13 protein-coding genes are annotated in these 15,056 nt (G+C 60.0%); 2 read left to right on the top strand and 11 right to left on the bottom strand.

Annotation, left to right across the window (positions count from 1 at the left end):
• Nucleotides 1-13: 13 nt before the first annotated feature.
• The 5 genes from JZX87_RS27340 to JZX87_RS27320 all read right to left on the bottom strand — a co-directional run bounded on the left by JZX87_RS27340 (nucleotide 14) and on the right by JZX87_RS27320 (nucleotide 5,959).
• Nucleotides 14-964, bottom strand: coding sequence for an ABC transporter permease (locus tag JZX87_RS27340; RefSeq protein WP_206828994.1), 951 nt, complete (start codon nucleotides 962-964; stop codon nucleotides 14-16).
• 121 nt (nucleotides 965-1,085) lie between these two features.
• Nucleotides 1,086-2,696 (bottom strand): ABC transporter substrate-binding protein, encoded by a 1,611-nt coding sequence (locus JZX87_RS27335; RefSeq protein WP_206828993.1) that lies wholly within the window; start codon nucleotides 2,694-2,696, stop codon nucleotides 1,086-1,088.
• Nucleotides 2,697-2,772: 76 nt separating this feature from the next.
• Nucleotides 2,773-3,489: an HAD-IA family hydrolase gene (locus JZX87_RS27330; RefSeq protein ID WP_353654270.1), complete on the bottom strand. Its 717-nt coding sequence runs from the start codon at nucleotides 3,487-3,489 to the stop codon at nucleotides 2,773-2,775.
• A gap of 237 nt (nucleotides 3,490-3,726) precedes the next feature.
• Nucleotides 3,727-5,106: an aspartate aminotransferase family protein gene (locus tag JZX87_RS27325; protein WP_206828992.1), complete on the bottom strand. Its 1,380-nt coding sequence runs from the start codon at nucleotides 5,104-5,106 to the stop codon at nucleotides 3,727-3,729.
• Nucleotides 5,107-5,119: 13 nt separating this feature from the next.
• On the bottom strand, nucleotides 5,120-5,959 hold the full coding sequence (locus JZX87_RS27320; RefSeq protein WP_206828991.1) for a GNAT family N-acetyltransferase: 840 nt from the start codon (nucleotides 5,957-5,959) through the stop codon (nucleotides 5,120-5,122).
• 335 nt (nucleotides 5,960-6,294) lie between these two features.
• Here JZX87_RS27320 and JZX87_RS27315 point away from each other — a divergent pair, with 335 nt between their 5' ends.
• Both JZX87_RS27315 and JZX87_RS27310 read left to right on the top strand, forming a co-directional pair.
• Nucleotides 6,295-6,963 carry a haloacid dehalogenase type II gene (locus JZX87_RS27315; RefSeq protein ID WP_183993200.1) on the top strand — a complete coding sequence of 223 codons (669 nt, stop codon included), beginning with the start codon at nucleotides 6,295-6,297 and terminating at the stop codon, nucleotides 6,961-6,963.
• Nucleotides 6,964-6,978: 15 nt separating this feature from the next.
• Entirely contained in the window at nucleotides 6,979-8,253 is a 1,275-nt protein-coding gene (locus tag JZX87_RS27310; protein ID WP_206828990.1) for an NAD(P)/FAD-dependent oxidoreductase, read from the top strand.
• A 91-nt stretch (nucleotides 8,254-8,344) separates the two neighbouring features.
• Here JZX87_RS27310 and JZX87_RS27305 read toward each other — a convergent pair whose 3' ends face one another.
• From JZX87_RS27305 to argE, 6 genes are all read right to left on the bottom strand, one after another.
• Entirely contained in the window at nucleotides 8,345-9,802 is a 1,458-nt protein-coding gene (locus JZX87_RS27305; RefSeq protein WP_206828989.1) for an NAD-dependent succinate-semialdehyde dehydrogenase, read from the bottom strand.
• Between the two features lie 20 nt (nucleotides 9,803-9,822).
• Entirely contained in the window at nucleotides 9,823-10,863 is a 1,041-nt protein-coding gene (locus JZX87_RS27300; RefSeq protein ID WP_206828988.1) for a tartrate dehydrogenase, read from the bottom strand.
• Between the two features lie 11 nt (nucleotides 10,864-10,874).
• A complete protein-coding gene (locus JZX87_RS27295; protein WP_206828987.1) occupies nucleotides 10,875-12,338 on the bottom strand; it encodes an aldehyde dehydrogenase family protein in 1,464 nt (487 codons plus the stop codon).
• A 121-nt stretch (nucleotides 12,339-12,459) separates the two neighbouring features.
• The gene (locus JZX87_RS27290; RefSeq protein ID WP_206828986.1) at nucleotides 12,460-12,816 is read right to left on the bottom strand and encodes a cupin domain-containing protein; all 357 of its coding nucleotides are present in this window, start codon (nucleotides 12,814-12,816) and stop codon (nucleotides 12,460-12,462) included.
• A gap of 24 nt (nucleotides 12,817-12,840) precedes the next feature.
• Nucleotides 12,841-13,764, bottom strand: coding sequence for a 2-hydroxyacid dehydrogenase (locus JZX87_RS27285; RefSeq protein WP_206828985.1), 924 nt, complete (start codon nucleotides 13,762-13,764; stop codon nucleotides 12,841-12,843).
• 15 nt (nucleotides 13,765-13,779) lie between these two features.
• Entirely contained in the window at nucleotides 13,780-14,910 is a 1,131-nt protein-coding gene (argE, locus tag JZX87_RS27280) for an acetylornithine deacetylase (protein WP_206828984.1), read from the bottom strand.
• Nucleotides 14,911-15,056 lie beyond the last annotated feature (146 nt).

The following is a 15,056-nucleotide window of genomic DNA, read 5'->3' as shown; positions in this document are numbered from 1 at the left end:
GGATAGGGTCATGTCAGCGCAGCCTCGGGTTGGCAAGAATGGCAACGATATCTGCAAGCGTGATCAGGGCGAGATAGCCGATGCAGAAGATGATAGCGCAGGATTGGATGAGTGGCAGGTCGCGCGTCGAGACGCCATCGACCATAAGCTTGGCAACACCCGGATAGTTGAAGATGGTTTCGACGATGATGACGCCGCCGACGAGATAGGAAAGCGACAGCGCGATCGCGTTGGCGATGGGGCCGACCGCGTTGGGCAGCGCATGGTAGAGCACGGCGCGCGGACGCGAAGCGCCTTTCAGAAGGGCTGCTTCCACATAGGGCGTGTTGATCGTGTCGATGACGGCTGCGCGGGTCATGCGGATCATCTGTGCCGAGACGACGAAAGCAAGGGTGATGACCGGCATGGCATAGACTTTCAGCACCTGCCAGAAGGAGGTCACCTCGTTGGCAAAGGAAAGTGCGGGCAGCCACTTCAGATAGACGGAAAAGACGAGGACCGCAGACGTGGCGATCATGAATTCGGGCACGGAGATCACACCGATCGTCAGGATGGTGACGATGCGGTCATAGATGGAACCGCGGAACATGGCCGAGGTGATGCCGAGCGTCAGGGCAACGGGTACGGCGATCAGCGTCGTGATGCCGGCAAGGCGCATCGTGTTGACGAAACGTCCGCCGATCAGATCCGCCACCGCGACATTGTTGACGTAAGACGTGCCGAGATCGCCTTGGGCCAAACCGGCGAGCCAGCGGAAGAAACGGAACACGGCAGGTTCGTCGAGATGCATGGCGGCGCGAAGACCGGCCACGGCTTCGGGCGTGGCCGCCTGCCCGAGCAGGATGCTGGCGGTATCGCCGGGCAGCATGGCCGTTGCGAAAAACACCGCGAACGAGACGATCAGCAGCGTCAGACCTGCGATGAGAAGCCGGTGCACTATGAGATTGAGTACGAATGTCCTCAAGATCGGCTCCCTGGTTTTGAGAAGTTCCAATTGCCGGCAGGCTCCCGTCTGGAGCGGGATATGCCGGAACATGCGGCACGAATGGCAGGAGACGGATGTCTCCTGCCATCATGCATGAGCCTCAGGCGTCGATCCAGACGTATTCGGCAAACGCGTAGCCCATCATGCCGCCAAGCGGGTTGGCCTGAAGGCCCTTCAGCTTTTCGGTGATCGCATCGACATTCGAGATGTAGACCGGAATGATAGTGCCGGCTTCTTCTGCGACCATGACCTGCATCTGGCCGTAGATTTCCTTGCGCTTGGCTTCATCAAGAAGGCCGCGTGCTTCGACCAGCATGCTGTCGAACTTCTCGGACTTGTACTGGCTTTCGTTCCACGGCGCATTGGACGCGTAGAGGAGCGAGAACAGGATATCAGGCGTCGGGCGCGGGTTGATGTTGCCGAAATGGATTGGTGCCTTCAGCCAGTAGTTGGACCAATAGCCGTCATTCGGCACACGCTGGACATCGAGGTTCATGCCGATTTCGGCCGCCGACTGCTGTACGATCGTCGCCATTTCGACGGCCGAGGTGGCAGCGTCGGAGGTGATGATCGGGATCTTCTGGCCGAGCACGCCGGCTTTTTCGAAGTGGAATTTCGCCTTGTCCGGATCGAAGGCCTTCGGCTTGAGTTCCGCATTGTGATAGATGCTGGCAGGGGAAACCGGCTGGTCGTTGGCGACGTCGGCCAAGCCACGCAGAACCGACTTCTGGATCTGTTCGCGGTTGGTGATGTACTTCATGCCCTTAACGAAGTCGGCCTTGTCGCCCGGTGTCATGTCAAGGCGGATATTGAGGTCGGTATAGTTGCCGGATGTGGTCTTGGAGAGGACGAAGCCGGGCTGGCTTTCGACCAGACGCATGGAGCGCGGCTTGATCGAGGCAGCAAGATGGATGTCGCCGGAAAGAAGCGCATTCACGCGGGCGTTGTCGTCCGAGATAGCGAAGAATTCGAACGAGTCCACATGAGCGCCGCCCGACTTGAAGTAGTTCGGGTTCTTGGCGAGAATCGACTTCACGCCCGGTTCGAAAGTCTCGAGCTTGAAGGCGCCGGTGCCGATGCCCTTGGAGAAATCAGTCGTGCCGTCCTGCACGATCATGAAATGGTGCATCGACAGGATGGTCGGAAGGTCGGCATTGGGGTTGGCGAGCGCGATCTCGACCGTTGTCGGGTCAACCGCCTTGACGTCGGTGATCTGCTTGGCGATCGCGTTGACCTTGGAGCCTACGGCCGGATCGAGGTGACGCTTCAGCGAGAAGACAACGTCGGCGGAGGTCAGCGACTTGCCGTCATGGAAGGTAACGCCCGAGCGTAGCTTGACGGTCCAGGTCTTGGCATCTGCGCTTTCGACCTTCTCGGCCAGTTCCATCTGCACGAGGCCCGCCTGATCGAGGAAGGTAAGGCGGTTGTAAAGCGCGCAGCAGCGGACGTAATCGGTGGAAAGAGAGGCTTTCGCCGGGTCGAGCGTGTCGGCTGTAGAGGACGACCAGCCGGCCGCCTTGAGGTTGCCGCCGCTTTTCGGGGTGGCAGCGAGGGCATCGGACGCCCGGCCGAGGATCATGCCTCCGGCGGACATTGCGACGCCGCCTGCAAGCATCATGCTGAGCAGTTCGCGCCGTGTGGCTCCTCGGCGAATGGCATTCTCGACCATTGCGTCGTCGGACGCGGTCCAATTGGTGATCTTGTTATGCATGTCATTCCCCTTTTCACCGTTGGCGGGCGGCCGGTCTTCAGCCGGCTTGGCCCGATGTTACGAAGATCGTTGATGGTCAGTTCTCGTTGGCAATCCTCACGGCTTCGGCCAGTTCGGCCATCGAAGTGAAGTGGTAGTCAGGCTTGGTGAATTCGGCAGGCTCGATAGTGCCGCCATAACCTTTCTGGGCATGCCGGCGCTGGATCCAGCAATTGGTCATGCCGAGCTGACGGGAGATGCCGATGTCATGATATTGGCTCTGGGCGACGTGGAGGATGTCGTCCTTGCTAGCGCCCTCTGAGGAGACGAAGTCGAAGACCTGATGGAAGAAGGCCGGGTCGGGTTTCTCGGTGCCGGTATCATCGGCAGTGAAGGCGGCATGGAATGGATTGCCGAGCTCCTTGGAGAAAAACTCGAATGCCCAGCGACGCGCATTGGTCATCGCGATCAGGCGATAATGCTGCTTCAAGTCGGCCAGGGCCTTTACGCTGTCCGGGAAGGCCTTCCAGGTCTTTGCAGAGTCGCGCAGGCGTTCGCCATGGGCCTGTTCGGCAGGCAGGCCGAGTTTCGGCGCGATCAGGAGATAAACGCGAACAAGATCATCCGGGAAAAGGTCTGTCGCGTCCGAATAGCGGGCTGCGCGGTAGAGCGCCAGTGCTTCTTCGCCATCGACCTCTACACCGTTTTCGGTACCTATTTCCTTGAGGCAGGAGGTCAATCCGCCTTCAAAATCGATCAGCGTGCCAACGACGTCGAAGGACAGATATATGAATGTTTTCAGAGATTTCGTCACGTTAGCATCCCGTTTTATGGGCAATTGGCGCGCTGTGCAGCCGAGTGCCAAAGATTATGCTGTTCCGTGCCCTGTTGTTTTCCCCCGCCCTTTGCAGGTTTTATGGGGTTTTGGGCCTTTGTTAGATTGAAGTTTGACAGTTCGGCCCCGCCATTTTCTCCGAATTGGCGGGGTAGTGCGGCACATAATTCTGAAATTTGCCCGTTGGCGGTACAAGGCCCGGTACGTGATCCAGCCTCAATCCTTCATGGCTCGGCGGACATCGGGATCTTCCAGCGTCTGATCAAGGGTATTTGCCGTACGCTCGATGATCGCATCGATCTCGTCATCCGTGCAGCAGAGCGGTGGAGCATAACCGAGAACGCCATTGGCGAAGGCGCGGATCACAAGGCCATTATCCCAGGCGCGATCGAAGACCCGCCGTGCCGGAGCCGCCTCTACGGGAAGCGGGGTCTTGGCGACCTTGTCGGTCACGAGTTCGACGGCGGCCAGCATGCCGCGTCCGCGAACATCCCCGACCAGAGGATGATCTCTGAGGCCTTCGAGGCCGGCCATCAGCCGTGCGCCAGCTTTGACGCCGTTTTCCAGCAGGCCGCCTTCTTCGTAGAGTTTCAAGACTTCGAGACCGACTGCCGCACTGACCGGATGAGCCGAATATGTGTAGCCGTGGCCGACTGCCGAGGCACCCGCACCATCGGCGATCACCTGATAGACGTGGTCCGCCATGAACACGGCACCCATGGGAACATATCCGGATGTCAGGCCCTTGGCGGTCGTCATGAAATCGGGAACGATTTCGTCTTCGGTGCAGGCGAAGAGTGGCCCGGTGCGACCGAAGCCGGTTATGACTTCATCTGCGACGAACAGGATGCCGTATTCCTTGCAGAGATTGCGCATTGCCTTCAGCCATCCCTTGGGCGGCACGATGACGCCGCCGGAGCCCTGGATAGGTTCGGCATAGAATGCCGCAACCCGATCCGGACCGATCGTCTCGATCTTGTCCTTCAACTGGGCAAGCGAGGCATCGATGATCGCCTGAGGATCCTGGCCGACAGGATTGCGGTAGGGATAGGGCGACGGGATCTTGTGCTGCCATTCGAAGGGAATGCCGAAGCCCGTGTGGAAATTGGTAAGCGCGGTAAGGCCTGCGCCGACTGTCGAGGAGCCGTGATAACCCTGTTCGATGGAGATGAACTGGTCACGCTGCGGCTGACCCCTGGCAATCCAGTAGTAGCGGATGAAGCGGATTGTGCTGTCGACGGCATCAGAACCGCCAAGCGTGAAATAGATATGCTTAAGATCGCCGGGCGCGCGATCGGCCAGTTCCGCTGCGAGGCGGATGGGGGCTTCTGAACCCAGTCCGAAATAGGCTGTCGCATAGGGCAGTTCACGCATCTGGCGTGCCGCGGCTTCGACGATCGAGTCATGTCCGTAACCGGCATTGACGCACCAGAGCCCGGCAAAACCGTCGATCAGCTGATGACCGCGGGCATCCGTGACGGTAGCGCCCTTGGCTGATGCAAGCACCCGCACGCCCTGCTGTTCATGGCCGCGATAGGATGCGACCGGATGGACCAGATGGGCGCGATCGAGTTCGATGAGCGAATTACTGAGCATGATGTTCTCCGGATCAGCCAAGGGCCTGATTGGCAAGGGCAAAGGTTGTCGCCGTAGAGGCGGCGGATTGAATGGAAAGAGGCCGCGACATGGCGATGCCGCCGCCGACATGGGAAAGAGCGTGCTCCGAAAGCCAGGGAGCGAGGCCGGCAGCAGCGATGGTATCGACCCGAACGAAACTGCCGATCCGCTGAGCCAGGAAATGAGACACCAGTGATTGCGCGTCCTTAAGATTGCCGGCGACCACCGGTCCGATGACCTCGCCGCGACCGAAAACACGGATGCAGGCAAAGCCGGTGATTTCACTGTCATTGCGGATGACGGCAAACTCGCCGATCTCGAAGAGCTTGCGCATGAGCGATGTGCGGTCTGCGCCAAAGGCCTGTCTGTCGAGTGCCGTTATCGCGGGCAGGTCACCAGCGGTTACGGCCTGCGTATTGGCCGAAGATCGTGCCGAGGCGACAATCCCTTGGTGCTGGAGGATCGTGCCGGTCTGCCGAAACCCGAGCTTTTCATAAAGAGGAAGCCCGTCGCTGGTGGCGATCAGGCGAAGAGGCCGTGCGCCACCGATAGCCAAGGCCGCATCCATCAGCCGGCGACCGAGGCCGTGGCCACGCATGGCGGAATCGACGATGACCATATTGATCGTCGCACAATCCGAACCATAGGGTGTGACGAGAGCTGTGCCGACCACGTTGCCGTTCTCTTCTACAGCAACCACGCCCTCGCTCAATTGCTGAGCGACCAGCCAGTCTTCCGAACGGTGCGGCCAGCCGGCCTCCTGCGAGAGACGAACGGCCGACGCAAGGTGTTCGGCGGCAAAGGCCTTGATCTCGATGTCACCCATCTGCATGGACGATGCTCCCTTTTCTGCATCTGAGTTTCGGGGGCAATAGGCCGGACGATTATCCGAAGGCGGTGGCTGTAACGATATCTTCCGCCAAAGCGGCGGCTCGTTGCCGCATCTTATGCCGCGCCTTGATCTTGCCGCTGCGTTTCAGGGTGGTTTTGGCCGGGCCTCAGGCCTTGTTTCTGCAAGCAAATGCCAAAGCGAAGGTAGGATACGGAACTTTCTGCTTCGAAAGAGGGGAAATCAGTCGGCATACGCGCGGGAAGCAGCTCTATTATCGATCATCACCCGAAAGGCCAGCCAGGCCTTCCCAAAGGCCCCATGCAAGGATGAAGCGCATGACCACCTTCCGCCCGAAATACATCACCTTCGATTGCCATGGTACCCTGATCAACTTCCAGATGGCGGAAGCGGCGCGCGACCTTTATGGCGACCGTCTCGATGAGCCGGCCATGCTGGAGTTCATCAAGAATTTTGCAGGCTATCGGTTTGATGAGATCATGGGCGCCTGGAAGCCCTATGCCGAGGTTGTCTATAATTCGCTGGAACGGTCCTGCAAGCGCAACGGCGTGACCTTCACGGACGAGGATGCCAAGATGGTCTATGAGCGCGTCCCGACCTGGGGGCCGCATGCGGATGTGCCAGCAGGGCTTGCCAAGGTTGCCAAGGAAATTCCGCTGGTCATTCTCTCCAACGCCATGAACGACCAGATCCCTTCCAACGTCGCCAAGCTCGGTGCTCCATTCCATGCCGTTTATACGGCCGAACAGGCCAATGCCTACAAGCCGCGCTTCCAGGCCTTCGAATATATGTTCGACATGCTCGGCTGCGGCCCGGAAGATATTCTTCATTGCTCCTCTTCCTTCCGCTACGATCTGATGTCGGCCCATGATCTCGGCATCAAGAACAAGGTCTGGGTCAATCGTCGCCATGAGCCGGCCAACCCCTATTACGGCTATACGGAAATCGCCGATATCTCCGGCCTGGCCGGCGTTGTCGGGCTCTAGGAAGGGCCGAGGCTGATGAAATACGTCTCTTATTGGCATGATACGGCATCCCGCTTCGCGGGAGCCGTTCAGGGATCCGTCGAGGGTCATTACGACGTTGCCGTCATCGGCGGAGGATTTACGGGGCTTGGCGCTGCGCGGCAGCTTGCGATGGCAGGCGCCAAGGTCGTCGTACTCGAGCGAGATACCGTCGGTTTTGGTGCCTCGGGGCGCAATGGCGGCCATCTGAACAACGGTCTGGCGCATAGTTACCTTGCCGCCAAGCAGGAACTGGGCAAGGAGCGGGCGATTGCACTTTACAAGGCGCTCGACGATTCCATCGACACGCTTGAGGCAATCATTGCCGAGGAAGGCATAGACTGCAATTTTCGTCGTGCCGGGAAGCTGAAACTCGCTTCCAAGCCGCAGCATTTCACAGGCCTGGCGAAGAACTTCGAGGCGGTGCATGCGGAAGTCGATCCGGACACGGCACTTCTGTCTCCCGCTGATCTGAAAGGCGAAGTCGGCTCTCCCTTCCATGGCGCAATGCTGTCAAAGAAAAGCGCCATGATGCATATGGGACGTTATGCCGTGGGCCTTGCCGAGGCCGCGGCGCGACGCGGTGCAACGATCGTCGAAAATGCCTTGGTGACGGAGCATTCGCAGGCCCGTGGGCGTCATATCCTCAAAACCGCAAAGGGTGTCGTGACGGCCGACAACGTGCTTGTGGCGACAGGTGCCTATACGACGCCAAACTTCGGCTATTTCCGCCGCCGCATCATGGCGGTCGGCAGTTTCATCATCGCGACACGGCCGCTCACCGATGCGGAAGTGGCTGCCACCATGCCCGGTAACCGCACCTGCGTGAACACGATGAACATCGGCAATTACTGGCGCTTGTCGCCGGATAACCGGCTGATCTTCGGTGGCAGGGCGCGATTTTCCGCCACATCCGATCAGCGTTCGGACGCCAAGAGCGGGGAAATCCTGCGCGAAAGCCTGGGCAAGATCTTTCCGCAGCTGGCAAAGGTCGAAATCGACTATTGCTGGGGCGGTCTCGTCGATGTCACCAAGGACCGTTATCCGCGTGCCGGTTACCATGACGGCCTGTGGTACGCGATGGGCTATTCGGGCCATGGCGCCCAGCTTTCCACTCATCTCGGCATGGCGATGGCTGACGCGATCCTTGGCAGACCGGACAGAAACCCGGTGAAGGATCTCGATTGGCCGGCCGTGCCCGGTCACTTTGGCAAGCCCTGGTTCCTGCCGTTTGTCGGCCTGTATTTCAAGATGCTCGACAAGATCCAGTAGGCCAACGCTGGTTCCGTCATCAGTCGTAAAAACAAAAAAGAGTGGGGTTGCGTGCAACTCCACTCTTTTTCGTGACACCTTGAGGTCGGGCTCAGGCGAGCCCGCCGATATGGAAGGTCTTCACTTCCAGATATTCATCGATACCGAGCTGTGATCCCTCACGACCGAGGCCGGATTGCTTGACGCCGCCGAATGGGGCGACCTCCGTCGATATCGCGCCGGTATTCAATCCGACCATGCCGAATTCGAGCGCCTCGCCGACCCGCCATGCCCGCCGGAGACTTTCGGTGTAGAAATAGGCGGCGAGACCGAAGGGCGTGCCATTGGCAATGGCGATCGCCTCGTCTTCCGTCTCGAAGCGGAAGAGGGGAGCAACGGGACCGAAGGTCTCTTCGTTTGCAAGCTGCATGTCCGTCGTTGCGCCGGTCAATACGATCGGAGCGGTATACTGCCCGCTTGCCGGCAGTTCAGGTTTGTCGGAGATGATCGTTGCGCCCTTGGCGAGCGCGTCCTCGACATGGCGATTGATCTTGGCGATGGCCGCCTGGTTGATCATCGGGCCGATCGAAACGCCTTTCTCCGTGCCGGGGCCGACCTTCATGGCATTGACCCGTGCCGTGAGTTTTTCGGCGAAGCGTTCGTAGACGCCGGACTGTACCAGGATCCTGTTGGCACAGACGCAGGTCTGCCCGCCATTGCGGAATTTCGAGATGATCGCGCCTTCGACGGCAAGATCGAGATCGGCATCGTCGAACACGATGAAAGGCGCGTTGCCGCCGAGTTCCAAAGACAGGCGTTTGACGCTGTCGGCGGCGCCGCGCATCAGGAGCGAGCCGACAGGAGTGGAGCCGGTAAAGGAGATCTTGCGCACCGTCTGATTGGCCATGATCTCGTTGCCGATTTCCTTCGGCATGCCGGTAACGATATTGACCACGCCGGCCGGAATTCCCGCCATTTCGGCGAGCACGCCCAGCGCCAGCGCCGAGTAGGGGGTGAATTCGGATGGTTTTACGACGACCGTGCAGCCGGCGGCGAGCGCCGGGGCAATCTTGCGGGTAATCATCGCATTCGGGAAATTCCACGGCGTGATGATGCCGCAGACACCGACGGCTTCCTTCAAGACGATGATGCGGCGATCCGGTGTCGGCGACGGGATGGTCTGGCCGCCGATGCGGCGGGCTTCTTCCGCGAACCATTTGACGAAGGATGCGCCGTAGCGGATTTCGCCGCGCGCCTCATCGAGAGGTTTGCCCTGTTCGGTGGTGAGGATCAGTGCCAGATCCTCGATATGCTCGATCATCAGGCCATACCAGGCTTCGAGCAGCGCTGCACGCTCGGCATGGGTTTTCTTCTTCCATGCCGGATAGGCCTTGTTGGCCGCTTCGATCGCCGCACGCGTTTCGTTACCGCCCATATCCGGAACAGTGCCGACGACCGTCTGGCTGGCCGGGTCGGTGACGTCGACCGTCTTGCCTGATCGGGCAGAGACCCATGTTCCGCCGATCAGGCCTTCCTGCCGAAACAGGGACGAGAGGTTCAAATTCTGCATTGGTCCGGTCCTCGGTAATGTTAGATCGCGGCATGCAGCGCGCTGGTGATGGCGTCCGTCCCGTCCTTGCCGGGGACGCTACCGATGCCGCTTGCGGTGGTAGCCTCGACCGCCTTCATGATCGTGGTGGCGGCTTCCTTTTCTCCCAAATGGTCGAGCATCATGGCGCCGGACCAGACCGTGGCGATCGGATTGGCGATGCCGAGATGGGCGATATCGGGAGCGGAGCCGTGTACCGGCTCGAACATTGACGGGGCGTTGCGCTCGGGATTGATATTGGCGGAAGCGGCAAAGCCAAGTCCGCCCTGGATGGCAGCGCCAAGATCGGTCAGGATATCGCCGAACAGGTTGGAGGCAACCACGACGTCGAGGCTTTCAGGCGCCATCACCATGCGTGCTGCCATGGCGTCGATATGATAGCTGGTGACCTCGACATCCGGATATTCGGCGGAAAGTTCTTTCGTCACGTCGTCCCAGAACACCATCGAATATTTCTGGGCGTTCGATTTGGTGACGGATGCAAGCTTGCCGCGACGGCTGCGTGCTTGTTCGAAGGCAAAACGAAGGATACGTTCCACGCCTCTACGGGTGAAGATCGATGTCTCGACGGCGACTTCGTCGGAACTGCCCTGGTGGATGCGTCCGCCAGCACCCGAATATTCGCCCTCGGTATTCTCGCGGATGCAAAGGATATCGAATTGCGTCGCTTTGAGCGGGCCTTCCACGCCCGGCAGCAGGCGATGCGGGCGGATATTGGCATATTGCACAAAGCTCTTGCGGATCGGCAGAAGCAGCCCGTGCAGCGAAACCGAATCCGGAACCTCTGCGGGCCAACCGACAGCACCGAGCAGGATGGCGTCGAAGCCGCGCAGGATCTCGATGCCGTTGGCCGGCATCATCGCACCGGTCTCCTTGTAAAAGGCGCAGGACCAGGGGAACTCGGTGCCCTTCAGGCCAAAACCGTGCTTGCCGGCGGCCTTTTGCAGCACCGACCAGGCGGCTGCAGTCATGTCGCGGCCAATGCCGTCGCCGGGGATCAGGGCTATCGTGTGTGTCTTCATGTTCTTCATCCTCAGAGGCTGATCAGGACGCTCTTGCTTTTTCGATTGGCCTGGAATGCTTCCCGGCCGAGATCCTTGCCGATACCTGACTGCTTGTAGCCGCCTGTCGGCAAAATATGGTCGCGCGAACGGCCGTAGCGGTTGACCCAGATCGTGCCGGCCTGCAGACGGCGGGTGAGCCGGATTGCGCGCGAAAGATCGCTGGTGAAGAGGCCGGCGGCCAGCCCATAGCTCGGGTGATCGGCAAGCGCCATGGCTTCTTCCTCCTCTTCGAATGTCTGTATGGTCAAAACAGGCCCGAAGATCTCCTCGACCACCGCCGGAGACGTCTGGTCGATGCCGGTCAGGAGCGTTGGCGCGTAGAAATAACCGGGTAAATCCATGGAACTGCCGCCCGTCAGCCGTTCCGCGCCGGCTGCGACCGAGGCGGTGACGATGTCATCGATGCGCTGGCGCTGCCTGTCGGAGATGATCGGTGAATACTGGCTTGCCGCATCCCAGGTCGGGCCTGGAACAATGGTCTTCATCCGTTTCAGGATGGCTTCGATAAGCCGAGCGGAGGCGTTCTTTTCGACGATCAGCCGGGATCCTGCAACACAGGCCTGTCCGGCATTGCTGGTGATGCTTGCCGTCACCGCCGCAGCCGCCTTCTCGATATCTGCATCTGCAAAGACGATCTGCGGGCTCTTGCCGCCAAGCTCAAGGGTCATCGGCTTTATGCCGGTGCGGGCGATATTCTCCATTATCGCCGAGCCGGCGCGCGTCGAGCCGGTAAAACTTACCTTGGCAATGTTGGGGTGCCCGGTAATGGCGTTGCCGGTGGTCATTCCGTCGCCGAGCACGATGTTGATCAGGCCCGCCGGTATGCCGGCCCGAACTGCGAGTTCAGCAAGATAGAGCGTCGAAAAGGGTGTCATCTCGGACGGCTTCAGGACAACGGCATTGCCGGCGGCAAGTGCCGGGCCGAGTTTCCACGCCGCCATGTTGATCGGGAAATTCCATGGGGTGATGGCACCGACCACTCCATAGGGTTCCGTCATGATCATGCCGAGATTGCCATCGTCGGTCGGCACCAGCTCGCCGCCTTCCTTGTCGGCGAATTCGGCGAAGAAGCGGATCTGCTCGGCGGAGACCGCGATATCGCCCGAGACCAGCTGACCGACTGGGCGGGTGGAGGATATGGCCTCCAGCCGGGCCAGCCTTTCCGCCTCCTGCTCGATGAGATCGGCCCAGCGATGCAGGAGGTTCAGTCGCTCGCGCGGGCGGAGGCCGCCCCAATTGCTGGTTTTCAGCGCCGATTTCGCGGTCTGGACTGCCTGATCAACGACATCGGCGTCGGCAACCGGGCAGCCGGCATAGTTTTTCCCGTCAGATGGCCGTTGCATCGGGATCATGCCCTCGGCCGAGATAAGCCGATCACCGATAAAATGCCCCACAGGCAAGGTCAGGCTGTCGGGATCGAAACTCAGGCTCATCGCTATGCCTCCGGTTACGTGACGACAATACCGTCGTTTGCGCAATGCTTGTCCATGGGGTCTCGGCACATGGCCGAATGCGGCGCGGCTTGACCATCAAACCGCGCCGCCTGCATTCGTGTCAGGGCGTGACCGTGATATAGATCTTGCGAACTGTTTCGATGGTCTTCCAGACACCGACGAAACCCGGCTTCATGACAAAGCTATCGCCGGCCTTGTAGACGACCGGCTCGCCATCCTCGGGGGTGATTTCGACGATGCCGGAAATGATGTGGCAGAACTCGAAGGTCTCGCCCTTGATCGAGTGGGTGAGACCGGGGGTCGCTTCCCAGACACCGGTGTGGATAAGCTCGCCATGTGCTTCATCCTGCGCCCATGTCTTGAACTGCGGGTCGCCGGAAATCAACCTTTCAGGCGTGGGGCGTCCTTCACGCGGGGCGAAGGACGGGTTGGTTTCGATGGTCTTGAGGAGCGACATGGTTGTCCTTTCGATGTCGAGGTTTCAATATCCGCGCTGTCTGTCGACGAGGCCGACCGGATCCAGTCCGGCGCGAAGCCTCTTGATATTGTCGATCACGGCACGCGCGGCCGTATGGGGTTGGGTGATGCTGGCGATATGCGGCGTGAGCAGGATTTTCTCATGCCGCCAGAATGGATGGCCGGCCGGGAGCGGCTCCGGGTCTGTCACGTCGATCACGGCTGCCGAAAGCTGGCCGTTATCAAGGGCGGACAGCAATGCATCATGATCGAGTTGTGGGCCGCGTCCGACATGCACGAGGCCTGCACCCTTGGGCATCGCGTTGAAGATATCGGAGTTCAGGAAGCCGCGTGTCTCGTCGGTCAGGGGAAGCAGACAGATGAGAATGTCGGTTTCGGACAACATGGCCTTCAGACCATCCGCGCCGCTGTAGCAGCGAACTCCATCGATGCTGCGCTCCGACCTGTTCCAGCCGGCAAGAGGAAAGCCAAAGGGCTTCAGGCGATCGAGCACGGCCTGGCCGAGATTGCCGAGGCCGAGGACGCCGATACGGCGTTCGCCGGCCTGTGGTTGCGGCAATACTTTCCACGCTTCGGCCTTCTGCTGCAGCAGATAGGCGGGAAGGTTGCGGTGAAGCGCGAGCACGCCGAGCAGCACATATTCCTGCATCATCCGCACGATGCCTTCTTCGACCATCCGCACGATCTTCACATGCTCTGGCACCGAGGCCGCGCTGAACTGGTCTATGCCGGCGCCAGTGGAAAACAGCACTTCGAGGTTGCGGTAACGTGCAAGGTTTTCCGGAACAGTCCAGGTGATGAGGTAACGAACGGCGTCGGGATCGACGGTCGAAGGATCCATGGAATAGGGCAGGTCAGGAAGGTCCCGGGCAAAGGCGTCCCGGAAAATCTGGCCGCGCACGGCGTCTGAGTGGAAAAGGAAGGTCATGATGCTGTTCCCATCTCAAGTTTGCCGGCAGCATATCTGGCCGTGCATCTCGATCATCGTCTGGCAAGCAGCCAGTTCGCTCGTCAGGATGAATTCGTTCGGCTTATGGGCGCGGGCGATATCCCCCGGCCCGCAGACGATCGCGTCGATGCCTGCCTGCTGATAGAGACCTGCCTCCGTGCCATAGCTGACCGCGGCGAGCGGCTCGATGCCGGTTAGGTCTTCTAGAAGGGCCGCGAGCGGTGACGAGGAGGCAAGCAGAAGGGCAGGGTAGGCGCTGAGCAATTGCCAGTCGACTTCGAAACCTCTGGCGGTGAGTGCTGCTGCTGCCGTTCGCACGGGAGCAAGCAGTGTCTGCGGTTCCGCGGACGAAATGGCTCGTGCCTCTATCTCAAGCGAGCAGTGGTCCGGAATGACGTTGACGGCCTGGCCACCGCGGATCGTTCCGACGGAAATGGAGGAATAGGGCGGCTCGAATTCTCTTTCGAACGGACCGTTTGTCAGCTCCGCTGTCGCAGCGACGGAGGCCTGCAATACTTCGGTCATCGCATGAATAGCATTGAGGCCGAGATCGGGCCTCGAGGAATGTCCCGTTCGCCCCGTGATCGTGAGCCGGGCTGCAGCTTTTCCCTTGTGCGCAAGGATCGCCTGCATGCCGCTCGGTTCTCCGATGATGGCGCCGAGCGGGGCCAGGCAAAGGTCCGGCAGCCGGGCAAGCAGATGCGGCACACCCCGGCAACCGGCTTCCTCGTCATAGGAGAAAGCAAGATGGATCGGGCGTGCAAGGGGGGCAGCGACCAGCGCGGGAACGGCTGCCAGAACAGCTGCCAGAAAACCTTTCATGTCGCTGGTGCCGCGGCCATACAGCTTTTCGCCATCGGCTCTCAATGCGAAAGGATCGCTGTTCCATCCAGCCTCGCCGGCCGGCACCACATCCATGTGACCTGATAGAATATAGCCGGACCTGTCGGCCGGGCCGATCGTGGCGAAAAGATTGGCGCGGTCACCCTCGGGGCCTGCAAGCATATGCGACTTGATGCCGAACGAGGAGAGATAAGCCGCGATCCATTCAACGATATCGTTGTTGGGCGTGCCGACAACTGAAGGGAAACCAACCAGTTTTTCCAGAATCTCGTAGGTGCGCATCGATCTTGCCGTCATGCCCAGTTGTTATGTGCCGTAATGGCGGCATCTCCCCGATTTGAAGACCAAGGTTAGTCGTCGGGAAAAGGGATGGCTGCTGAAAGTCGAAGGGATACGGTGCAATCTTGTGCCGAAACTCATCTTCGCAG

It is taken from the genome of Agrobacterium sp. Ap1, from assembly GCF_017313375.1.
Taxonomy (GTDB): Bacteria; Pseudomonadota; Alphaproteobacteria; order Rhizobiales; family Rhizobiaceae; genus Neorhizobium; species Neorhizobium cellulosilyticum.
This window is presented reverse-complemented; position numbering and strand designations above follow the sequence as displayed.